This is a genomic window from Pseudomonas sp. 21 (assembly GCF_000955805.1).
Classification (GTDB): Bacteria; Pseudomonadota; Gammaproteobacteria; order Pseudomonadales; family Pseudomonadaceae; genus Pseudomonas.
Genome location: NZ_JYOA01000004.1, coordinates 644,336 through 665,485, shown reverse-complemented (window position 1 = coordinate 665,485; position 21,150 = coordinate 644,336). Strand labels below are relative to the sequence as shown.

The following is a 21,150-nucleotide window of genomic DNA, read 5'->3' as shown; positions in this document are numbered from 1 at the left end:
GTAGGTCATCGTCAAGCTCCTAGCCCAAGACCCCTGGTCAGCATCGCTGGCCGGGGGTTTTGCTTTTGCGCGCGGGAAAGCCGGCAAAGGCGATGACGGCTGCACCGCGTACGAGGGGCGGCGCGGAGAGCTGCACGGCTGGCAGCTTTCTCCACGAAATTTGAGGCATTTTTCGGGCACCGGATGGGCGGTTGCGTCGTCTACAATAGCCTCAAATTTTCCCTGAGTTCCTACATGCCCGACATCAAAGGACATGCCTTGCGGGACCTGCCTCTGGATGAGCTGATGGCTTGCCACGAGTGCGACCTGCTTATGCGCCGCGAGCCGGTTCCGCTCGGGCACCGATCAGTCTGTCCGCGTTGCGGATATGAATTGGAAATCCACCGCCCCCACATGGTCCGCCGTGCCCTGGCATTGGTGCTGACGGCGCTGTTTCTGTACATCCCGGCGAACTTCCTGCCGATCATGCACATCACCATCCTGGGCCAGACCAGCATGGATACAGTGTGGAGCGGCGTCGTAGGCCTGTATCACTCGAACATGGCTGGTGTCGCTTTCCTGGTGTTCCTCTGCAGCATGGTGATTCCGCTGGCGAAGCTGCTCTGCCAGCTGTTCGTGCTGGTGTCCATTCGCTACAAGGCGCTGCGCGAGCACGGCATGCTGCTGCTGCGCGGCTACCAGCACCTGCGAGAGTGGGGAATGCTCGAGGTGTACCTGATGGGCATCCTCGTCTCCATCGTCAAGCTGATAGGGATGGCGGAGCTGCACGTCAGCGTTGGCCTGGCCTGCTTCGTGGCCTTGCTGCTGACCCAGGTCTGGCTCGAAGTCACGATGTCTCATCACCAGGTGTGGGGCGAGCTGTGCGGGGAGTTTGACGATGCGAGCCATTGATGCGGGGATCGTGGTGTGTGGCGAATGCCACCAGCTCAACCGCCGCGAGGAAGATGACGAGACCCATTGCAGCCGATGTGGGGCCGTGGTGCATGAGCGCACGCCCAACAGCATCATCCGGACCTGGGCGCTGCTGATCACGGCGGCGATCCTCTACATTCCCGCTAACCTGCTGCCCATCATGACGGTGAACTTCCTCGGTAATGGGATGCCGGCGACGATCATGGAAGGCGTGGTCGAGCTGATCAATGCGGACATGATACCCATCGCTGCGGTGGTCTTCGTCGCCAGTATCCTGGTGCCCACCTTCAAGCTCGTCGGCATTGCGCTGCTACTGTATTCGGTGCAGCGGCGACAGCCGCTTTCCGCCCTGCAACGAAATGTGATGTACCGCTTCATCGAATGGATTGGTCGCTGGTCGATGCTCGACATCTTCGTCATCGCGATCCTGGTGACGCTGGTGAACTTCGGTAATCTGGCCAGCATCGAGGCGAACCTCGGCGCAGCCGCCTTTGCCAGCGTAGTGGTGCTCACCATGCTGGCTGCAGTGACTTTCGATCCCCGGCTGATCTGGGACAACACGGACGCGGAAGAAAACGATGAGTGACCTCCCAACACCCAAGATGCGCAAGACCACCAACTGGTCGGCTATCTGGATCCTTCCGCTGATCGCCCTGGCGATCGGTGCCTGGCTGGCATGGCGTGCCTATGACCAGGCAGGGATCATGATCCAGATCCAGTTCGAAAGCGGCGAGGGTATCCAGGCCAACAAGACCGAGGTGATCTTCAAGGGGATCGGTGTCGGCAAGGTTGTCGACCTGCATGTGAACAAGCCGACACTGGGCGTGATCGCCATGGTGGAAATGCGCAAGGAGGCCGCCGAGTACCTGAGCAACAGCACCCGCTTCTGGCTGGTCAAGCCGAGGGTTTCCATCGCTGGCGTCACCGGCCTGGAGACACTGGTCTCGGGTAACTACATCGCCATCGACCCGGTGAAGGGTGAGCAGCAGAAGGAGTTCGTCGCCCTGAAGGAGCCGCCGCCGCTCTCCGACAGCCTGCCCGGCCTGCACCTGACGTTGAAGGCCGATCGCCTGGGCTCGCTGGAGCAGGGCAGCCCGATCTATTACCGGCAGATCCAGGTTGGTCAGGTGAAAAGCTACCGGCTGGCGGAGGACCAGAAAACCATCGAGGTGAAGGTCCACATCGAACCGGCCTACGCGAATCTGGTGCGTAAACACACGCGTTTCTGGAATGCCAGCGGCATTACGCTATCGGGTAGCCTGAGTGGCCTGAAGCTGCGTACTGAGTCCTTGGCGAGCATCGCAGCCGGCGGTATCGCCTTCGCCACGCCGGAGAACTATGCGGACAGCCCGCCCACCGATCCGACCAAGCCCTTCCGTCTGTACGAGGATTACGATGCTGCGCAGGCCGGGCTCAGCGTCAAGGTGAAGGTCAGCGACGTCAGCGGCCTGACGCCGGGCAGCACGCCGGTGATGTACAACGGTGTTGAAGTCGGCACGGTCAAAAGCATCGACATGGACAAGGACTTCAACGGCGCCACCGCCACCCTGTCCATGGACCCGCGTACCGAAGAGTTCCTCAACAGCAAGACCGAGTTCTGGATGGTCAAGCCGAGCATCTCGCTGGCCGGCATTACCGGCCTCGAGGCACTGGTGAAGGGCAACTACCTCAACGTGCGCTTTGCCAGCGGCGGCGAACCGACCCGTGACTTCGTCATCCGGCCCAAGGCGCCACCCTTGAATCTCGACTCACCGGGTCTGCACCTGGTGCTGACCACGGACCAGCTGGGTTCGCTGGAGGTCGGCACGCCTATCCTCTATCGCCAGATGAAGGTCGGCAGCGTGCAGAGCTACCAGCTCTCCCGTCGCGATCCGTCGCGTCTGGTCATTGGTGTCCACATCGAGCCGGAGTACGCCAAGCTGGTGAATACCTCGTCGCGCTTCTGGAATATCAGCGGCGTCACCATCAGTGGCGGACTGGACGGGATCAAGCTCAAGAGCGAGTCGCTGCAGACGCTGATCGCCGGTGGCATCGCCTTCGATACGCCCGACCCCAAGGCGGCGCCGATCACCAAGGTGCGTCGCTTCATCCTGTTCGACAGCGAAGACGATGCCCATCTGAAGGGCCAGATGATCGAGCTGCGTGCCGATTCTGCCGACGGCCTGAAAGAGGGAACCGTCCTGCGTTTCAAGGGGCTGGAAGTTGGGCGCGTGGAGCAGGTGGAGCTGAGCAAGGATCTGCAGAGCGTGCAGCTGAAAGCGCGCCTGACCCGCGGGGCGGATCGTATCGCTCGCCAGGGGACCCGCTTCTGGGTAGTAGGGCCGCAGGTTGGTCTGTCCGGTGTGAGCAACCTGAGCACCATCGTCAGCGGTCAGTACATCGAGGTGCTGCCGGCGTCCAAGCCCAGCCAGGAGCAGACCAGCTTCAGTCTGCTGGGCGGCGAGCCCAATCGCCTGCTCGATGCCGACGGCCTGCGCCTGACCCTGAGCGCGCCCCGTCGCGGCTCGCTCAAGACGGGCGTCCCGGTGACCTACCGCGAGGTACAGGTGGGCAAGGTGACGTCCTTCGAGCTGGGTGAAACGGCAGATCGCGTGCTCATCCACATTCTCATTGAACCGCGCTACGCAGCGCTGGTGCGGACCGGCAGTCGCTTCTGGAACACCAGCGGTGTTGGCGTGGACGCCGGGCTGTTCAAGGGCGTGAAGGTGCGCACCGAGTCGATGGAGACCATCCTCGCCGGTGGTGTTGCCTTCGCCACCCCGAACAATGCCGAGATGGGCTCGCCGGCCAAGCCGGGGCAGACCTTCGCGTTGTTCGACGAGGCCAACGACGAGTGGCTGGACTGGGCGCCGAAGATCCCGCTGGGCAAGGCGAACTGAGTTTCAGCCGAACAGGAAAAGGGCCGCAATTGCGGCCCTTTTTCATGGCACCGATGCTGGTGGCGCGATCCTGGCCGAAAAGAAAAAGCCCCGCATGGCGGGGCTTTTCCATCGTTAACGCTGAGAAAGCATCACGCCGGCTCGGCGCTCGCCTCCACATCGTTGTGCGCAGCCTTCTCGGTATCCCGACGGCGGATGTACTTCCAGTCCGCCTCGTCGATGTAGATGCCGTTGGGGCCGCTGCCGCCTTCCAGGTCGATGGCCACCTGCGCCGAGACCTGCGGCTTCACGCTCGCCAGGATCGGCACGAAGCCCAGCTGCAGGCTGGTCTCCAGCAGCGCCGACTGGTTGCGTTCGTCGATGTCCGCCGCCTCGTCGAGGTAGTAGGGCAGACGCACGCGGCCGGCCTGCTCGCGGTCCATCAGGTGCAGCAACAGGTACATGTTGGTCAGCGCCTTGATGGTCATGGTGGTGCCGTTGGACGCCGCACCGTCGATGTCGGTGTGCATGATCGGCTGGCCGCCCATCTTGGTGATCTCGAACGCCAGCTCGAACAGGTCCTTCAGGCCCAGCTGGTTGTTGTTCGCCGCCACCAGGCGTGACAGGTAGTCCTTGGCTTCCTCGTTCTTCGCATCCTGCTCGGCGCTCTGGGTCAGGTCGAAGACCGAGAGGTTCTCGCCTTCTTCGTACTGGCCAGCGCTGTGGATGATCTGATCGATGTGCCTGAGCGCATCCTTGTTCGGCGCCAGCACGATGCGGAAGCTCTGCAGGTTCGACACCTGGCGCTTGTTGATCTCGCGGTTGAACAGCGCCAGCTGGTGTTCCAGGTTGTCGTAGTCGCTGCGGATGTTGCGCAGGGTCCGGGCGATGTCGGTGACTGCCGCGCGGCGCGCCTTGGCCAGGGTCATGGCCTCGTCGGTGCGGTGCGCGTAGGCGTTGATCAGCAGTTGCAGGCGGCGCTCCGGATCATCCTCGCTGTCGAACTTGGCCACGCCCTTGAGGCGCACCTGGGCGTACAGCGCCTCGATCTGACCGTCCACGCGCTGCAGCGATTGCCAGGTGTCCTGGTAGTCGTTGAGCAGCGGCAGCAGGTTGTCCATGGAGTCGTCGACCGGGTCCATGAACGGGATGCCGAAGGGCAGGTTGGCCGGCAGCAGCTGGCGGCGGCGCAGGGCGTCGTCGAGGGTGCGCTGCTTGGCTTCCATGTCGGCCAGCTGGCGGCCGATCAGCTGCAGTTTGGCGGAGAGCTGCTGGACGCGTTCGGTGAAGGCGTCGGCGGAGCGCTTGAGCTCGTCCTGGGTGGCTTCCAGCTGGGCGAGCTGCTCCAGCTTGGCGGGCTCTTCGGCGTTCAGGGTCTGGCTGCGGCGGAAATCTTCCAGCGCCTTCTGCGCGTCGAGCACGTCCTGGTACAGCTTGTCCGCCTGCGCCTTGCTGGCGTTGCGGTCGGCGGCAACGGCCTGCTGGGTCTTGAGCTGCTTGAGCTCCTTCTCCAGGCGTTCCTTCTGGTCGCGCAGCGCGGCACGGTCGGCCAGGGCCTGCAGGGCCGGCGGCTCGATGGTGGAGATGTCGATGGAGAGGCCGGGCACTTCGAAGCGCTCGCCCTTGAAGGCATCGAGGATCTTCTCGACGCTGCCGACCCACTGGCCGGCTTCGTCGAGGTCCACGCCTTTCTCGCCCAGCGGCAGGCTGAACAGCGCGCCGTTGAACAGACGCATCAGACGCTCGACGTCCTGCTGGGAGAATTCCTCGCGCAGGCGGGCGTAGCTGTTGTTGTCGGCATGTTCGAGCTGCTGGCGAACACCCTTCAGGCGTTTCTCCAGGTCGCGCATGCGCTCTTCCAGGTCTTCGCTGGAGAACTGCCGGGAGTGCGCCAGGGCGCCGGCCAGTTCGTCGTGAGCGTCCTTGGCGGCGAGCAGTTGCTGTTCCAGCACCTTGACGTCGTCGACCAGCGCGAAGCGGTTCTTCAGCACGGCCAGTTCGCCCATCCAGCGCTGGATTTCGCTGATCTCGCGCTCCAGGCGCATCAGCTCGGCGGTGCTACCGCGCTGCTCGTTCTGCAGGCCGTCCTGCTCGCGCTTGTAGTGCTCGGCCTGGATCACCAGCTCTTCCTTGCGCGCACCGGAATAGTCTTCCCAGGTGCCCAGCAGGTTATCCAGCAGCGGCGAGAGGCGGTGCATCTTGCCGCGCAGCAGTTCGCGCTGCTGCACGCCGTTGGCCAGGGCCTCGACCAGCGGGCCGGCGGCGACCAGGGCCTGGTAATCACCCTCCATGCGGCGTACATCGCGGAAGGCTTCCTCGCAGGCGGCGATGTAGTCGACGCTGCCCGAACGCAGGCTGTGCTCGAAGGCATCGAGGAACAGCTGCTTGAGCTTGGCGGCGGTGATCTCGCGCATGTGCAGCAGGTTGATGAACAGCGAGCGGAAGGTCTTCAGGCTCTGTTCGCTGGTGGAGCGCAACGGGATCAGGGTCAGGTCCAGCGGGATCGAGGTGTGGCCGCCGACCAGCAGGCGACGCAGCTCGTCGGGCTTCAGTTCATAGGACTTGATGCCCTCGCGCTCGAGGTTCGCGTACAGCTCGCGCAGACGCAGGCAGGTGCCGTTCTTCTGGTAGTGCTCCAGGTCCAGCTCGCCCTGGTAGGCGAAGAACTGGTGGCCGAAGCCGCCGCCCGGACCGCGGCCGCCGACGCCAATCACATGGCGGCCGTTGGGCAGGTCCAGTTCGATGAGGATGTAGCTGGTGTCGGTGGCGAAGTAGAACTTGCGCGAGGCTTCCAGGCTGTACTTGCCGAAGCTCATGTCGGACATGCGCGCGAGGATCGGGAACTGCAGCGCGTTGATCGATGCCGACTTGCCGAGGTTGTTCGCCCCGTAGACCGACAGCGGCTGCTCCAGCGGGAAGATGCCGAGGCTGTAGCCGGCGGTGTTGAGCAGGGCGAAGCGGCGGATGCCGTAGCGTTCCTGGGTCATGCCTGGGCCTCCTGTTCTTCGGCGATGGCACGGGCGAGGGCGTCTTCTTCGCTCTCTTCTTCCGCGACGGCGGTGGGTTCGTCGATCACCACGATGGCGTCTTCACTGTCTTCCAGCGGTTCGTTGGCGTAGGACTCGAGGATCACCACCGGTTCATCGTCCTCTTCCATCAGTGCGGGCGCGGTGAACTGCATTTCGCTGGCGTGCAGGTTGCTGGCCAGGTCGCGGTCCTGCTGGACCGACAGGCAGACGTCGAGGAAGCGGTGGATCGGCGGCAGGAAGCGGTACACGCCGTTGTCCTCGGCGGCGAAGCCGAGCTGGGTGAGGCGGCGCATGACCTTCTCTTCCAGCTCTTCCTGGGTGGTCACTTCGGCCTGCAGGAACAGGTCGCGGTACTTCTCCAGCAGCGGCGGCAGCTCGTCGCGGCCGATGCTGCCGCCGTCGAGCACGGCCAGCGGGTCGCGGCCCTGGTCGGCGAGGTGTTCGACCAGGATGAAGGTGAACAGCGCCAGGCGCTGGGCGGTCTTGTTCACCTGGGCGCCGGTCTGCTCGGGGACGAAGTAGTAGAAGCCGCGGGTATCGCAGACCAGTTCGTAGCCCAGGCTGCGGAACAGCGCGCGGTAGGCGTCCTGCTGGTTGGACAGCTGGCTGTACAGCTCCGGGTCGCGGCGGCTGATGTGGAAGCCCTTGAACAACTCGCGGAAGATCGGCGCGAGCTGGGTCATTTCGGTGAGATTAATCTGCATGCGATTCGCTCTTGCTGTCCTTGCCAGCGGTCGGGCCGGCGATCAGGGCGAAGGAGCACAGGCTGACGCTGTGCTGGAGAGTGTCGTATTGCGCGCGCTCGAGGCGGTCGCGCTGGAAGCGGGCATCGCGCGACAGGCGCGAGAACCAGTAGAGCAGTTCGTCGGTGGCGCCTTCGGGCTCCTGTTCCAGCAGCCACTGCATGAGGTCCGGCAGCGGCAGCGCGGCCTGGCAGCGGTCGAGCATTTCCCGCGCGGTGCGCGGCGAGCGCTGCGGGCCGTCGCTCTTGCGATTGCCACTGGCCTTGGGGAAGTGCGCCGGCTTGGGCTGGAAGTTGGCCAGGGCGAAGACGTAGCTCTCGACCTGCGAGGCGGTGCCGAGGAAGTTGCTCTGCGGCCGGGTGAACATCGGCATGGCCGCCTGCGGCACGGCGTCGATGCCCTTGCGGCGGATGACCGACAGCGCCAGCGCGGCGCCGCGGGTGATCGCGTTGTGCCGGCGCGCTTCCTCGCGCAGCGGCAGCAGCAGTTCGCGGGCGCGGCGCAGGGTGAGCTGGGCGGTGGTCTGCATTTCCAGGATGCGCGCGTGGGTGCGCAGCAACTGGTCGTCATCCACCAGTTGGCCGAGGCGCGCCTGTTCACTGAGCAGGCGCAGCAGCACTTGCTCGACGCGGTGCACGCCCTGTTCGAAGGCGCCGTCGGCGGAAACCAGCTGGATCATCGGTTCGACGTATTCGTCCCAGGTCGCCAGGACTTCCGCGTAGCGCTGGCGCAGCGGAATCTGCCGGTCCTGGGTCTTGGCCCGATCGGCCACGGCGACCAGCGCCTGTTCGTCGTTCGCGAGCTTCTTCAGCACGTCGCGCACGCGCATGTCGAGCAGGCGCAGTTGCCGGGCCAGGTCGTTGCCGTCGCGCGCCTCGAATGCCTCGCGGATGTAGCCGGCCAGGCGCTCGAGGTGGCGCAGGTAGGCTTCGATCTCCAGGCACAGGCCCAGGCGGTGTTCCTGGCGCAGGTAGGCGAGGAAGTCGTGGATCTGCGCGTTCAGCTCGAAGCGGTTGGGGCTCTTGGCCACCGGGACGAGGATGTCCAGGCGGACCCACTGGTCGAGCAGGGCGGTGATGTCCACCGGGGTGCTGTCGGGCAACTGGCTGGTGAGCTGGATGCGCAGCTCCACCAGGCTCAGGGTGCCGGCGTCGAAGCGCTCGCACAGCGGTTCGAGCAGCACCCAGTGTTCGGCGAGGGCGCGGAGTACGCGTCGTGGGTCGATCATCGGCTTGGTTGGGCCCGGAATGAACAAAGGGGGCGATTGTACTGCAAAGGCCTACCCCTGGCCGACAGGGTGACGAAACGCGTCAGTTTGCGACTGCACGAGCAGCGTCCGTGTGACGCATCTCACGGAAAATCGGGCCTAAATGGCTGAATTTTCTGGCAAGTTTTTTGCCAAAGCCTGTATCAGAGACCTAGATATCAGAGTCTGATTTACGCCGATGACCTACGACGCCGCACTCGCCAAAGCCCGTTGGGCCGAACTGGAACGCCAGAACGACCTCGACTGGGACCTGGATGCGATCACTGATCGCAACGAAGCCATCGCCTTCCTGCAGCGCTTCGAGAATCGCTTGTGCATCTACTCGTCGTACGTCGAGAAGCTCTACAGCAACTACAGCTTCGTGATTCCGGAGAACCAGGAAGGCGGCATCACCATCCTCCCGGACGAGCAAGCCTGGTTCGATACCTTCCACGACATCCCCGGCGACGCGGTGGAGCCCACCGGCATCCACATCCTGCCCGGCGAGACCATGGGCTACAGCGGCCTGTACCTGAAGATCCCCGGCGAGCACCGGCTGGTGGCCTCGCGCGAGTTGCCCTTCCAGGACGGCCTGAAGCTGCTGATCAACCGTTACCGCATGCGTGGGGACATCTTCCTGCCGGTATTGGTCAAGGGCGACCTGCGCGAGTACGAGGCGCGCATGCCGTCGCTGCACCTGCACCGCCTGAATACCGCCAAGCTGCAGGCCCATTCGCGCCTGAACCTCAACGCCATCAAGGGCGCGATTGCCGAGCACCTGATCGGCCTGTTCCGCCATCAGTGAGCCGTCGGCAGCTCGCCGCTGTCACCCGGGTGTGACGATGGGTAACAACCCGCCCCGGACTTTCCTTGGCTCGTCTATCGTTCTGAGCGATTTACTCGACTATGGGTCGGCCCGCCGTGGCGGGTGAATTCCTATAGTGGCATCACGGCGCCGAGTCTCGACCTGTTTCCTGACCCGATACGCCCGACGAATAACAACAGGCGCCCCGCACGACGGGGTGCCGGGAAAGGAGAGTGCCATGCGTCAGTCCTCCGGTCCGCTCATGCGTGCCCTTGCCTTGCTCTGCGGCGGCCTGCTGGCCTTTTCCGCCCAGGCGCGCATGCAGTCGATGGACGATGAAGAGCTGTCCGCCATCTCCGGCCAGGGCGCGATGCTCACCGTCGACGCCTCCACCTACCAGAACTACCAGTACACCCGGCTCAACTTCGGCGCCGACATCAGCCTGCTGACCAACATCGACCAGCTCAGCCTGGGCAACTACAGCCGCACTGGCTCGACCACCGTTTCCGGCCAGCCAGCGGACATCCTGATCAACAACTTCGCCCTGGGCCGGGTGGATAACGCCAATACCGCCGACGCGAAGGTGGTGCCGTTCCAGATCCAGGACCCCTACGTCGAGTTCGCCTTCCAGACCAACAATGGCGTGCGCCAGCTGGTGGGCGCGCGGGTTGGTTTCGGTAAGGCGCAGGGCGACCTCTCCGGTGACATCCTGTCGATCACCGGCAACCTGCAGGGGCAGATCTACGGCCCGGCGTCCATCGCCTACGACTACTACACCCGCAACGGTTGCCCGAACATCATCAACTGCCTGGCGTTGGCCGTGGCCGGCGATACCCCGGTTTACGCCGACGTGGTACTGCTCAAGGCCGGCACCGGCGAGGCCACCATCAACGGCCAACCGATCAACCGCGCCGAACAGATCGGTATCGCCAAGGGCGACTCGCTGCATTCGGACGCCGGCGGCCTGATCGCTTCGCTGATCCCGACCCTGTCGACCACCAGCAACTGCCAGGCGCTGGGCCTGACCACCTGCTTCGACCTGACCAACTACAAGACGATCTATATCGGCAAGCCGGGCTCTACCGACATCAACACCGGCGCCCAGGGCATCTTCTTCTCCCTGCAGAACCAGAACGTGCCCTGGCAGGACCTCGCCAACGCCGGTAATTTCGTCAACACCCAGTCCGGCGCTTTTGCCAACTTCCCCAAGGTAGGCAGCGGAGCGGACGCGGTGTATCCCATCCTGATCAACCTCTACGACGCCCTGCGCGGCCTGCCCCGGCAGTCCACCTGCATGGGCTCGCAAGCGGCGGGTTGCTGAAATGAGGAGCGCTGACATGAGCTGGCGCGCGACAGTATTCGCCTGCCTGGCCGGTTGTCTGGTCAGCCTGCCGGCGCTGGGCATGAAGGCCCTGGATGATGATCAGCTCGAAGAAGTCAGCGGAGCGGGCCTGGGCTTCTTCATCGATGGCTTCAGCTACGACCAGGCCACTGCCACGTCGAAGATCACCGGGGTGAAGAACAGCGCCAACCAGGATGTGCAGGTGGATATCACCGGCGCCTATATAAAAGGCGCCGGCAGCCAGCGCGGCACGCTCGATACCAAGGCCTACCTCGGCACGCCCATGCACCCCTTCACCCTCGGCCCGGTGAAGTACAAGGCGGGGCTGAACATCCCGGCCAACCAGGAAGCGCTGCAACTGATGACGCCAACCTGGACCGACCCGATCAACGACACCCACAAGTTCGGCCTCTGGTCCTACTACCAGGGCTGCCTGTATGGCGACGCCGGTTGCACCAACCCGGCGCAGGCGACCAACAAGATCAACGCCGAACTGAGCGCCCTGAAGACCCAGCGCGACACGCTGCTGACCACCTATTCGAACAACATGGTGACGCTCAAGAGCGGCATCGACGCCGACATGGTCGTGGTCAACCAGCGCGAGGCGCAGGTGGATACTGCGCAGGCGACGCAGAAGACCAACTACAACAGCATGAACACCCGCTACAACGCCGCTCCCACGCAGGTCTGCGGACTGTGGTGCGTGGACCGCCCGGCGCTGGGGACCAAATACGATTGCGGCATCCTCGCCGCCTGTAACAACAACACCGCGGTGAAGAACTACAACGCCTCGGTGGATACCTACAACACCAGCACCAGCGACCTCACCACCGCGCAGCAGAACCTCAGCGCCGCCTGGAACGTCAGCCGCAACGGCGTCACCCTGAGCCAGCGCGCCAGCGACTACGACAAGTTCGTCCAGCTCTGCGGCTCGCAAGGCGGCAGTGCCACCACCTGCGTCAGTGGCACCATCACTCGCACCGAGAAGAACGTCGCCACGGTGCAACTGGTGGCCGGCGCCATGCAGAACTCCTCCGGCACCCGCATCCAGGGCCTGGATATCGGCATTGCCACCAAGTTCACCCTGCCCAGCACCGCCTATAACAGCAACGGCAGCGCTGGCGCTACCACCACCCGAACTGACTTCTTCTCCATCGCCCTGGAGAACTTCACGCTCAATGGCTCCTACCTCAACCTGTGGGGCGACGCCGCTGGCCTGAAGGCCTCCATGAGCCTGCAGATGTACGCCGACAAGCTGATCATCGCCGGCTGCGAGAACTGTGCGGACACCAACAAGGTGGTGGCCAAGAACGTCTACTTCGACCTTAACCTGGGCGACGCCAACTACCAGCCGGCGACGCTCTCGGTGGCCAGTAACGGCGACCTGATGCTCAGCGCGCCGGGCGTCACCTGGGCCAACCACGAAGCCTTCTACCAGAACGTGCAGAAGAGCAATATCAGCATCGGCAACCTGAACATCAGCGGCACCGACGTCGGTTCCCAGGCCATTCGCGGCCTGCGCATCGACTACCTGAACGTCCGTACCGTGAACCTGCCGCGTTAGCGCAAGAGGAGACTCGCCGTGAAAACCGCACGCCTTTCGAGCCGACTCCTGGCCCCCCTGTTGCTGCTCGCCGCCGTGACCGCCCACGGCGAGATGCGCGGCCTGGACGACAGTGAAATGGCCGACGTCAGTGGCCAGGACGGTGTCAGCCTGAGCGTCAATTTCAATGTTGCCGCCAACACCGCCGATACCCGCTGCACCGGCGGCTGCGGCGCGCGGCTGGCGATCCAGCCGATGAACAGCACCGGCTACATCGTGCTGGACAACATCAAGGGCACCTTCAGCTTCGACGGCATGTCCATCGACATGGTGACCATCAACAACGGCTTCAACGGCGACGGCGCGCTGTTCAATCGCCAGGCCATGAAGATCGGCCTGACCAACGCCAGCGCCACCAACCTGCAGTTCACCCTGGGCGGCTCCAACCAGGGCAAGGTTGCCGGCAGCGGCCTGCAGCAGACCAACCTGCTGACCTACCAGGCCACCGGCGCGGTCAAGCTCACCGGCAACGTCTACGTCTTCGGCACCCCGTAAGCGAAACGGCGGTCTCTCCGCCCACCGGCCTTTCCCCCCGGCGCGTTTCACGCGACAATCCCGCCTCGTCGTGTCGGCCTGCCCGTGCAGGCACCACCCACAGGTAAACGCCCCTTGATCGAAGAAGCCCGTCGCCGCGCCTACCTTGGCGCCATGCAGGTCGCCAGCTGGCTGCCACGCGTGGTGCTGCCGTTCGCTGCACCGTCGCGCCCGGAGCTGCTGGAAACCCCCGCGCCCGTCATTGCCGAACCCACGGTAGCGGCGCCTGCCGCAGCTGCGCGCGAGGCCGCCGCTCCGGTCGTGGCCCCCGCGGTTGCGCCGGTAACGGCCGGCGAACCCGGATCGATTGCCGCGCGCCTGCTGCCCAAAGTCGGCGCCCAGGCCAAGCCGGCCGCGCCGGTCAAGGCCGAAGAGCCGGCCGAGCCGCAAGCCGAACCGGTCGTCCGCGCGCCAGTCGCCCCGCCCCCGCGTTTTGCCCTGCAATTGCTGCGCGCCGGCGAATGCATCCTGCTGGTCGAACTGCCCACCGGCGAGCCGCTGGCCAGCCGTGATCCGGCCTACCTGCTGCTCAAAGACCTGCTGCGCGCTGCCGGCCTGCCGGACAGCCCGCAACTGATGGGCGAGCCCGTACGCTGGCCACTGTTCTCCCGAGGCAACATGGACCAGGGCCCGCAAGCCGCCCGCGAGTTCGTCCAGGGTTTTGTCGCCGCGCGGCTGGAGGAGGGCGCCCCGTGCTCCTGCCTGTGGCTGGTCGGCATGCCTGCTGTGCGCTTCGCCGGCGAAGGCGATGAAGAATCCCTGCTGCGCGAGCTGCAGGTCGAAGGCCTGGGCGTCGCCTGGGCGCTGCCGGGCCTCGAGCGCCTGGCCGAAGAACCCACTTTGAAAGCCGACCTCTGGCGCGCCATGCGCCGGGTGCGGCAACGCTGGACGAGTCAGACCCCCGCATGAGCGACGCTGTTACCTTCCGCCCGATGACCGAGGCGGACCTCGATGCCGTACTCAAGATCGAATACGCCGCCTTCAGCCACCCGTGGACGCGCGGCACCTTCGCCGACGGCCTGAAGAGCTACGAATGCTGGGTGATGTTCGAAGGCAGCCAGCAGGTCGGCCACGGCGTGATCCAGCTGATCCTCGATGAAGCGCACCTGCTCAATATCACGGTGAAGCCGGAAAGCCAGGGCCGCGGTCTTGGGCTGGCGCTGCTGGAACACCTGATGAAGCGCGCTCACGAGAAGGGCGGGGTGGAATGCTTCCTCGAAGTCCGCGCCTCCAACGGCCCGGCCTACCGCCTTTACGAGCGCTTCGGCTTCAACGAAATCGGTCGCCGCCGCGATTACTACCCGGCTGTCGGTGGTCGTGAAGATGCGCTGGTGATGGCCTGCACGCTGGTCGACTGACCTCGCTGCAGGGCGTGCTTGGCCTCACCGTAGAACAGCTCGTATGCCTGTGTAGGAGCGGGCCATGCCCGCGGTCGCGCGCATGGCGCGCTCCTACAGGCCAACTCCGTGCGTTCGATGAAGCGCAGGAATTTGCCGCCTCGACCTCATCGCAAATATTGAGAAATTTCCTGCTGATCGGGTTTTTCCGAGGACGATTCCTGGCTTACCCTTAGGACCAATAACAACAAGAACATAAGGTCGCAAACATGAATCGCAGCGATGTGATCGTGGTGGGCGCTGGTATTTCGGGGCTGACCGCGGCCTGGCGTCTGGCGCAAGCCGGGCAACGGGTGAAAGTGATCGAGGCCAACAAGCGCGTCGGTGGGCGCACGCTCAACCATCGTTTCGCCAGCGGCGAAGTGGTCGAGGTGGGCGGCCAGTGGGTCGGCCCGACCCAGGAGCGCATCCTTTCCCTGCTGGCCGAACTCGGCCTGTCGACCTTTCCGCAATGGAACCAGGGCGACAACCTCACCCTTTTCGGCGGCCGGCTCAGGCCGTATCGCGGCACCATCCCGAAGTTTCCTCCCCACGTCCTGCTTGATGTCCTTCAGGCCCATGTCCGCCTGGACCGCATGGCGCGGGAAATTCCGCTGGGCGACCCGAGCCTGCACCCCAAGGCGCCGCAGTGGGACAGTCTCACCTTCGCCGAATGGCTGCGGCGCAATGTGCGCACCTCCACCGGGCGCAAGGTCTTCGAGCTGATGTGCGGCGCCGTGTTCGCCGCCAGTCCCCATGACCTCTCGTTCCTGCACGTCCTCTTCTATATCCACGGTGGCACCAACCTCGACACCGTGCTCGGCGTCGAAGGCGGCGCCCAGCAGGACCGCATCCTCGGCGGCTCCCAGCGGATCAGCGAAACCCTGGCCGAGCGAATCGGCGACGTCCATACCGGCGAGCCCGTGCGCGCCGTGCGCCAGGACGGCAGCTGCGTAGAACTGGTGACCGACCGAGGCACGCACCAGGCCAGCCACGTCATTTTCGCCATCCCGCCGACCCAACTGCTGCGCATCACCCAGGAGCCGCTGCTGCCCAGCTGGCGCGACCAGCTCCTGCAACGCCTGCCGCAAGGCGCGGTGATCAAGTGCATGGCGCTCTACGACAAACCCTTCTGGCGCGAGCGCAACCTTTCCGGCCAGGCCACCAGCGAGACCGGCCCGGTGCGCCTGACCTTCGATAACAGCGTCCCTGACTCCGGACGCGGCGTGCTGCTGGGCTTCATCGAGGGTGACGAGGCGCGGCAATGGAACGCCCGGCCCGCCGGCGACCGCCGTGGCCAAGTGCTGGACTGCTTCGCCCGCTACTTCGGCGAACAGGCGCTGCAGCCAGTGGATTACGTGGACAAATCCTGGGCCGAGGAACCCTTTGCCCGGGGCTGCTATGCCGCCCTGTTCCCGCCGGGACTGTGGAGCAGCGGCGCGGCGCGCCTACGCGAACCCTACGGGCGTTTGCACTTCGCCGGCACCGAAACGGCGACGCGCTGGATGGGCTATTTCGACGGGGCCGTGGAGGCCGGGGAGCGTGCAGCGCGGGAAGTGCTCGGCGCGCGGGAAGATCACGGGGAGGAAGACTATGTGCGACACCTTGGTATTGCGTAGCGGCGGGGCCACCTGGTTCGCCAAGAACAGCGACCGCGAGCCTGCCGAAACGCAACGCCTGATCCGCCTGCCCGCTGTGAGCGGCGACAGCGCGGCCAGGGTGCGCACCACCTATCTGGAGATTCCCCAGACGTCCCATCGCCATGGCGTCATCCTCAGCCAGCCGGCCTGGCTGTGGGGCGCCGAAATGGGCGTCAACGACAAGGGCGTGGCCATCGGCAACGAAGCCGTGTTCACCCGGCTGACCCAGCGCGACGGCGAAGCCCTGCTCGGCATGGACCTGCTGCGCCTGGGCCTGGAGCGCGGCAGCAGCGCCCGCGAGGCCCTGGCAGTGATCACCGAACTGCTGGAGCGCCACGGCCAGGGCGGCCCGGCCGGCTACCGCAACAAACGCATGCGCTACGACAACAGCTACCTGATTGCCGACCACGACGAAGCCTGGGTGCTGGAAACCGCCGGGCGCCTGTGGGCGGCGAAGAAGGTCGAGCGCTGGGCCATCTCCAACGCCCTGACCCTGGGCCACGAGTACGACCTTGCCAGCCCCAACCTGGAGACCCAGGCGCGCCGTTTCGGCTGCTGGAACGGCCGTGGCGACTTCCACTTCGCCCGCGCCTTCGATGGCCGCGTGCTGCCCTGGGTGGCTGGCGCCCATCAGCGCCGCCAGCTCAACGAAGATTTCCTCGCCCACTGTCCGGCCCAGGTCGACTGGCTGGCGCTGGTGGTCGCCCTGCGCAGCCACGGCCATCGCGGGCACCGCTTCAACCTGCACGACAACCGGCAGATCTGCCTGCACGCCGGCAGCTTCTGGCGCCCCTCGCAGACCACCGCCAGCCTCATCGCCCGGCTCGACGGCGAGTCCCCGCGCCTGGCCGCGACAGCGACCTCCGCGCCCTGCCTGTCGATGTTCCAGCCGCTGGGCTTCGACGAGCGCGCCGGGGAAGGGCTGCTCAGCCGCGAGGCCGACGCCGTGGAGGACTCGCTCTGGTGGCGCTTCGAGACGGTGCACCAACGCGCCCTGGCCGACCCCGGCTTCGCCGACGCCCTGCGCGCTGGCCACGGCTGGCTGGAAACCGAGTTGCTCAGTGCCCTGGATCGGCGCACGCTGGATTGGCCGCGCCTCGCCGCCGAAGGCCAGGCCTGGCACGATGCCTGGCACCAGCTGGCGCTCCAGCAGGCGCCACGTCCGCCGCGCTGGTGGCGGCTGAACGCTGCGCGCTGATGCAGCTTGTCAGCCGCGCCCGCGCTGCGTAAGGTGCCGCCAGCCAAATGATGAGGAGCCGGACATGAGCGATCTGCAGGAACTGTTCGACAACAACGCCCGCTGGGCCGAAGCCATCAAGCAGGAAGACCCCGACTTCTTCGCCAAACTGGCCCGCCAGCAGACCCCCGAATACCTGTGGATCGGCTGCTCCGATGCGCGCGTGCCGTCCAACCAGATCGTCGGCCTGTTGCCGGGCGACCTGTTCGTCCACCGCAACGTCGCCAACGTCGTGCTGCACACCGACCTCAACTGCCTGTCGGTCATCCAGTTCGCCGTCGACGTGCTCAAGGTGAAGCACATCCTGGTCACCGGCCACTATGGCTGTGGCGGTGTGCGCGCCGCGCTGCACCACACCCAGCTCGGGCTGATCGACGGCTGGCTGCGCACCATCCGCGACCTCGCCTACGAATACCGCGACCACCTCGCGCAGTTCGAGAAGGAAGAGGAGCGCGTCGACCGCCTTTGCGAGCTCAACGTCATCCAGCAGGTTGCCAACGTCAGCCACACCAGCATCGTCCAGAATGCCTGGCACCGCGGCCAGAATATCTCCGTGCACGGCTGCATCTATGGCATCAAGGACGGCATCTGGAAGGACCTGAACGTCACCGTCAGCGGCCTCGACCAGTTGCCGCCGCAATATCGTCTGCGCCCGCTCGGCCAGTCTTGAGCCGACGCCTTTGCGTCATCCCCGGTGACGGCATCGGCCGCGAGGTCGTGCCCGTCGCGGTAGACGTCCTGCGACGCCTGCTGCCTGACCTGCAGGTAGAAGAAGCCGAAGCCGGCTGGGACTGCTTCCAGCGTCACGGCACCTCCATTCCCGACGCCACCTGCGAATGCCTGCGCGCCTGCGGCGCCGGGCTGTTCGGCGCGGTTTCCTCGCCCAGCCACAAGGTCGAAGGCTACCGCAGCGCTATCCTCAGCCTGCGCCAGACGCTGGCGCTGAACCTCAATTTGCGCCCCGTGCGCTCTCGCCCAGTCGTCTCGTCCCGCGCCGGTATCGACCTCATGGTCCTGCGGGAAAACAGCGAAGGGCTCTACAGCGGCCGTGAGCACTGGGAGGCGGAAGGCGTCGCCATCGCCGAACGGGTCATCAGCCGCACCGCCTGCGAACGTCTCGCCGCTGGCGCCGCGGAACTTGCCCGCCTGCGCCACGCTCGGCGCATCACCCTCGTGCACAAGGCCAACGTCCTGCCGCTCACCTGCGGCCTGTTTCGCGACACCTGCCGCGACCTGCTGGCCGAAGATGGCTGGAGCGACGTGCTCGACGAGCGTCTGGTCGATGTCGCCGCCCTGCAACTGGTCGAGCGCCCGGAAGCCTTCGACCTGATCGTCACCACCAACCTCTTCGGCGACATCCTCTCCGACCTCGCCAGCCACTGGGGCGGCGGCCTGGGCCTTGCGCCTTCGCTCAACCTGGGCGCCGGCATCGCCCTCGCCGAACCCGTCCACGGCAGCGCCCCCGACATCGCCGGCACTGGCCGCGCCAACCCGCTCGCGGCCATTCTCAGTGCCGGCATGCTGCTGCGGCATTACTGGCAGTCGCCGGAGCTGGCGGAGCGGATAGACGAGGCGGTGGATACATTCCTGCGGGAGGAGGGGAGCGTGGACTTCGGGGGTGAGACGACGCGGGTAATTGGGCGCGGTGTTCTGCAGCGGCTGGGCCAGGCATCACGTTGCTGAGTGCGCTCACCGATGTGCTAACGTTCTCCATCACTCAAGGCATCACCGAGTACGTATGAAGCTGCTAATACTCGCCCTGGCACTCTTCGTCCCGCCGATGCTCCTGTTCTGGCGAGCTTCACGTTTAACCTGGCCGGTGCGCTATCTGCTCGCTGTCATCCCGGCAGCCTATACCGGCATCGGCTGGCAACTGGGCTCCTGGGGATACACCTACGCCAACTGCCAGGGCGGAGCGAAGAACCTGCAGGATTGCCTGGCCGGCGGCGCGGACGTTATCGCCTGGGTTGGCCACGGCCTGTTCCTGGTGATCCCCTTCCTGTTCTTCGGCGTGCCGCTATCGCTGTGGTGCTTGATCGACACGGCCGCTAAGCACATAGGCCACTTCCGCTCGGCGTGTTGACGTCGCCGGGCATGCCGGCGAACTAAGCTCAAGGCACCACTCTCCCCAAGGTGCACGGCATGTGCGGACGCTACGTCAGCCCCGAAGAGGCCGCCATCGAACGCTACTGGCACATCGGCGCGCGCACGCCGCCGCGCTGGCTGGAGGCCTGCTACAACGTCGCCCCGACCATGGCCGTGCCCATCCTGTGCCACGACGAAAGCGGCCAGCTCGAACTGCTGCCCGCCCGTTGGGGTCTGATCCCCTCCTGGTGGAAGAAGCCCACCCCGCCGCGCTTCTCCTTCAACGCCCGCAGCGAAGAGGCCGCCGCCAAGCCCCTCTGGCGCCAGGCTGTGCGCAGCACCCGCTGCCTGATGCCCGCGCTGGGCTGGTACGAATGGAACGAGAAGGAAACCCTGCGCAATCCCGCCGGCCGCCATGTCCACCAGCCGTACTTCATCCACAGCCCAACCGACCCCATCATCGCCATCGCTGGTCTGTGGTCGCTGTGGATAAACCCCAGCGGCGAGCCTGTGCTCTCCTGCGCCCTGCTGACCAAATCTGCCGCACCGAGCATCGAGCATATTCACCACCGCATGCCCGTGGTGCTGGCACCGGAGAGCTTCGAGGAGTGGCTATCGTCCGCAACGCACAGTGAAGCATTGGGGGATCTGCTTCACCACGCGCGGGAGGGTTTTGTGGGGCATCGGGTGTCGTTGCGGGTGAATGACGTGCGGAACGACTCGGTTGAGTTGGTCGATGCCATTGATCTGCCGGAGGAGGAGTGATTTTTCGTAGGCAAAAGAACAGGGGTTTAGCATTCGCTAAACCCCGGATCGCCTCTCGGATCTGGTGAAGGTCGGGTACGACCGCCACGGCTTCACCCTGAAGGACGGCAAACAGCGCCTGGCTCCTTGCCAGGCATTGGCTGAACGTCTCGGCGATCCGCAGGCCTTCGCTTGCGTGGGCGCATTATCGGCAACGTCGTCTGACCGAGGTGAAGCCGGAGACGGTCAACCACGAACAACGCTACCTGTCGGCCATCTTCTCCGAGCTGATCCGCCTCGGCTCATGGCACAAGGCTAACCCGTTGGCCAACGTCCGGCAGATCAAGACTGATCAGGTCGCCCAACTCCTCGAGGAGTGCAAGGCCAGCACGAACAACCACACGTACCCGGTCGCTCTCCTGTGCCTCGCTACAGGTGCCCGCTGGGAAGAGGCCGAGAGCATCGCCCGTGGGGCCGTGCATGGGGGAGAGGTCCACTACCACCGGACGAAGAACCGTCAGAGTCGCTCTGTGCCGATCCCGGCCGAGCTGGAGCAACTGATGTTCAAGGTGGGCATGCCCGGAACCGGCCGCCTGTTCATGTCCTGCCGCGCCGCCTTCCGTTGCGCCTATGAGCGCTGTGGATTCCAGACGCCGGGCCAACTGACCCACATCCTCCGCCACACCTTCGCCAGCCATTACATGATGGGAGGAGGGGACATCCTTACGTTGCAGCGGATCCTCGGGCACTCGTCGATCACGATGACCATTCGGTATGGGCATTTGCCGCCGGAGCATCTGGAATCAGCTATGCGCCTATCATCGATTGCGCAGCTCGATAAGCTCGACTCTTGGGCGAGAGAGTAGGGCGACGGGCTTGGAAGCCGTATTCACACGCGCTTTGTTGCTGTTGGCGGAGTCGACCCCACGGAGAGTGATAAAGAGTCTATTAAAAAGTGTCTTTAAAGGTGCTAATTTAGATGCTCGTTTGTGACAA

The 21,150-nt window shown here is 65.1% G+C and carries 18 protein-coding genes and 1 pseudogene; 16 read left to right on the top strand and 3 right to left on the bottom strand.

The window, feature by feature from the left end:
• The first annotated feature begins 234 nt into the window (after positions 1-234).
• The 3 genes from UB43_RS12740 to UB43_RS12730 are packed head-to-tail and all read left to right on the top strand — an operon-like array spanning position 235 to position 3,791.
• Positions 235-891 carry a paraquat-inducible protein A gene (locus UB43_RS12740; RefSeq protein WP_045211357.1) on the top strand — a complete coding sequence of 219 codons (657 nt, stop codon included), beginning with the start codon at positions 235-237 and terminating at the stop codon, positions 889-891.
• Entirely contained in the window at positions 878-1,498 is a 621-nt protein-coding gene (locus UB43_RS12735) for a paraquat-inducible protein A (RefSeq protein ID WP_045211257.1), read from the top strand. Before UB43_RS12740 ends, UB43_RS12735 begins: the two co-directional genes overlap by 14 nt.
• Positions 1,491-3,791: an intermembrane transport protein PqiB gene (locus UB43_RS12730; protein ID WP_045211256.1), complete on the top strand. Its 2,301-nt coding sequence runs from the start codon at positions 1,491-1,493 to the stop codon at positions 3,789-3,791. Before UB43_RS12735 ends, UB43_RS12730 begins: the two co-directional genes overlap by 8 nt.
• Before the next feature lie 131 nt (positions 3,792-3,922).
• Here the strand turns inward: UB43_RS12730 and mksF are convergent, their stop codons facing one another.
• From mksF to mksB, 3 genes are read right to left on the bottom strand one after another with little or no spacing between them, the layout of a single operon-like run.
• Positions 3,923-6,757: an Mks condensin complex protein MksF gene (gene mksF, locus UB43_RS12725; RefSeq protein WP_045211253.1), complete on the bottom strand. Its 2,835-nt coding sequence runs from the start codon at positions 6,755-6,757 to the stop codon at positions 3,923-3,925.
• Complete coding sequence (gene mksE / locus UB43_RS12720; protein ID WP_045211250.1) at positions 6,754-7,503, bottom strand: Mks condensin complex protein MksE; 750 nt, start codon at positions 7,501-7,503, stop codon at positions 6,754-6,756. Before mksE ends, mksF begins: the two co-directional genes overlap by 4 nt.
• A complete protein-coding gene (mksB, locus tag UB43_RS12715) occupies positions 7,493-8,770 on the bottom strand; it encodes an Mks condensin complex protein MksB (RefSeq protein WP_024766610.1) in 1,278 nt (425 codons plus the stop codon). Before mksB ends, mksE begins: the two co-directional genes overlap by 11 nt.
• 217 nt (positions 8,771-8,987) lie before the next feature.
• Here mksB and UB43_RS12710 point away from each other — a divergent pair, with 217 nt between their 5' ends.
• The 13 genes and pseudogenes from UB43_RS12710 to UB43_RS12650 form a co-directional block, all read left to right on the top strand.
• Positions 8,988-9,593, top strand: a complete 606-nt coding sequence (locus UB43_RS12710) for a hypothetical protein (RefSeq protein WP_045211245.1) — start codon at positions 8,988-8,990, stop codon at positions 9,591-9,593.
• 238 nt (positions 9,594-9,831) lie between these two features.
• A complete protein-coding gene (locus UB43_RS12705) occupies positions 9,832-10,914 on the top strand; it encodes a hypothetical protein (protein WP_045211242.1) in 1,083 nt (360 codons plus the stop codon).
• Between the two features lie 16 nt (positions 10,915-10,930).
• Entirely contained in the window at positions 10,931-12,499 is a 1,569-nt protein-coding gene (locus UB43_RS12700; RefSeq protein ID WP_045211240.1) for a hypothetical protein, read from the top strand.
• An 18-nt stretch (positions 12,500-12,517) separates the two neighbouring features.
• Positions 12,518-13,033: a DUF6160 family protein gene (locus tag UB43_RS12695; RefSeq protein WP_045211238.1), complete on the top strand. Its 516-nt coding sequence runs from the start codon at positions 12,518-12,520 to the stop codon at positions 13,031-13,033.
• Between the two features lie 114 nt (positions 13,034-13,147).
• Positions 13,148-13,981, top strand: coding sequence for a hypothetical protein (locus tag UB43_RS12690; protein ID WP_045211235.1), 834 nt, complete (start codon positions 13,148-13,150; stop codon positions 13,979-13,981).
• Complete coding sequence (gene rimI / locus UB43_RS12685; protein WP_045211233.1) at positions 13,978-14,430, top strand: ribosomal protein S18-alanine N-acetyltransferase; 453 nt, start codon at positions 13,978-13,980, stop codon at positions 14,428-14,430. Before UB43_RS12690 ends, rimI begins: the two co-directional genes overlap by 4 nt.
• 248 nt (positions 14,431-14,678) lie before the next feature.
• Positions 14,679-16,067, top strand: coding sequence for a flavin monoamine oxidase family protein (locus UB43_RS12680; protein ID WP_045211231.1), 1,389 nt, complete (start codon positions 14,679-14,681; stop codon positions 16,065-16,067).
• The gene (locus tag UB43_RS12675; RefSeq protein WP_045211229.1) at positions 16,042-17,286 is read left to right on the top strand and encodes a C69 family dipeptidase; all 1,245 of its coding nucleotides are present in this window, start codon (positions 16,042-16,044) and stop codon (positions 17,284-17,286) included. The genes UB43_RS12680 and UB43_RS12675 overlap by 26 nt, the downstream gene beginning before the upstream one ends.
• 64 nt (positions 17,287-17,350) lie before the next feature.
• Complete coding sequence (gene can, locus UB43_RS12670; RefSeq protein WP_045211226.1) at positions 17,351-17,995, top strand: carbonate dehydratase; 645 nt, start codon at positions 17,351-17,353, stop codon at positions 17,993-17,995.
• A complete protein-coding gene (locus tag UB43_RS12665) occupies positions 17,992-19,008 on the top strand; it encodes an isocitrate/isopropylmalate dehydrogenase family protein (protein ID WP_045211223.1) in 1,017 nt (338 codons plus the stop codon). Before can ends, UB43_RS12665 begins: the two co-directional genes overlap by 4 nt.
• 55 nt (positions 19,009-19,063) lie before the next feature.
• On the top strand, positions 19,064-19,408 hold the full coding sequence (locus UB43_RS12660; protein ID WP_052969540.1) for a hypothetical protein: 345 nt from the start codon (positions 19,064-19,066) through the stop codon (positions 19,406-19,408).
• Between the two features lie 59 nt (positions 19,409-19,467).
• Positions 19,468-20,175, top strand: coding sequence for an SOS response-associated peptidase (locus UB43_RS12655; protein WP_045211220.1), 708 nt, complete (start codon positions 19,468-19,470; stop codon positions 20,173-20,175).
• Positions 20,176-20,221: 46 nt separating this feature from the next.
• Positions 20,222-21,020: pseudogene (locus UB43_RS12650) on the top strand (tyrosine-type recombinase/integrase); the annotation flags it as partial.
• Between the last annotated feature and the right edge of the window lie 130 nt (positions 21,021-21,150).

Coding starts and splice junctions, on each gene's coding strand:
- UB43_RS12740 (WP_045211357.1), top strand. CDS start 235: ATGCCCGACATCAAAGGACATGCCTTGCGGGACCTGCCTCTGGATGAG.
- UB43_RS12735 (WP_045211257.1), top strand. CDS start 878: ATGCGAGCCATTGATGCGGGGATCGTGGTGTGTGGCGAATGCCACCAG.
- UB43_RS12730 (WP_045211256.1), top strand. CDS start 1,491: ATGAGTGACCTCCCAACACCCAAGATGCGCAAGACCACCAACTGGTCG.
- mksF (WP_045211253.1), bottom strand. CDS start 6,757: ATGACCCAGGAACGCTACGGCATCCGCCGCTTCGCCCTGCTCAACACC.
- mksE (WP_045211250.1), bottom strand. CDS start 7,503: ATGCAGATTAATCTCACCGAAATGACCCAGCTCGCGCCGATCTTCCGC.
- mksB (WP_024766610.1), bottom strand. CDS start 8,770: ATGATCGACCCACGACGCGTACTCCGCGCCCTCGCCGAACACTGGGTG.
- UB43_RS12710 (WP_045211245.1), top strand. CDS start 8,988: ATGACCTACGACGCCGCACTCGCCAAAGCCCGTTGGGCCGAACTGGAA.
- UB43_RS12705 (WP_045211242.1), top strand. CDS start 9,832: ATGCGTCAGTCCTCCGGTCCGCTCATGCGTGCCCTTGCCTTGCTCTGC.
- UB43_RS12700 (WP_045211240.1), top strand. CDS start 10,931: ATGAGCTGGCGCGCGACAGTATTCGCCTGCCTGGCCGGTTGTCTGGTC.
- rimI (WP_045211233.1), top strand. CDS start 13,978: ATGAGCGACGCTGTTACCTTCCGCCCGATGACCGAGGCGGACCTCGAT.
- UB43_RS12680 (WP_045211231.1), top strand. CDS start 14,679: ATGAATCGCAGCGATGTGATCGTGGTGGGCGCTGGTATTTCGGGGCTG.
- UB43_RS12675 (WP_045211229.1), top strand. CDS start 16,042: ATGTGCGACACCTTGGTATTGCGTAGCGGCGGGGCCACCTGGTTCGCC.
- can (WP_045211226.1), top strand. CDS start 17,351: ATGAGCGATCTGCAGGAACTGTTCGACAACAACGCCCGCTGGGCCGAA.
- UB43_RS12660 (WP_052969540.1), top strand. CDS start 19,064: ATGAAGCTGCTAATACTCGCCCTGGCACTCTTCGTCCCGCCGATGCTC.
- UB43_RS12655 (WP_045211220.1), top strand. CDS start 19,468: ATGTGCGGACGCTACGTCAGCCCCGAAGAGGCCGCCATCGAACGCTAC.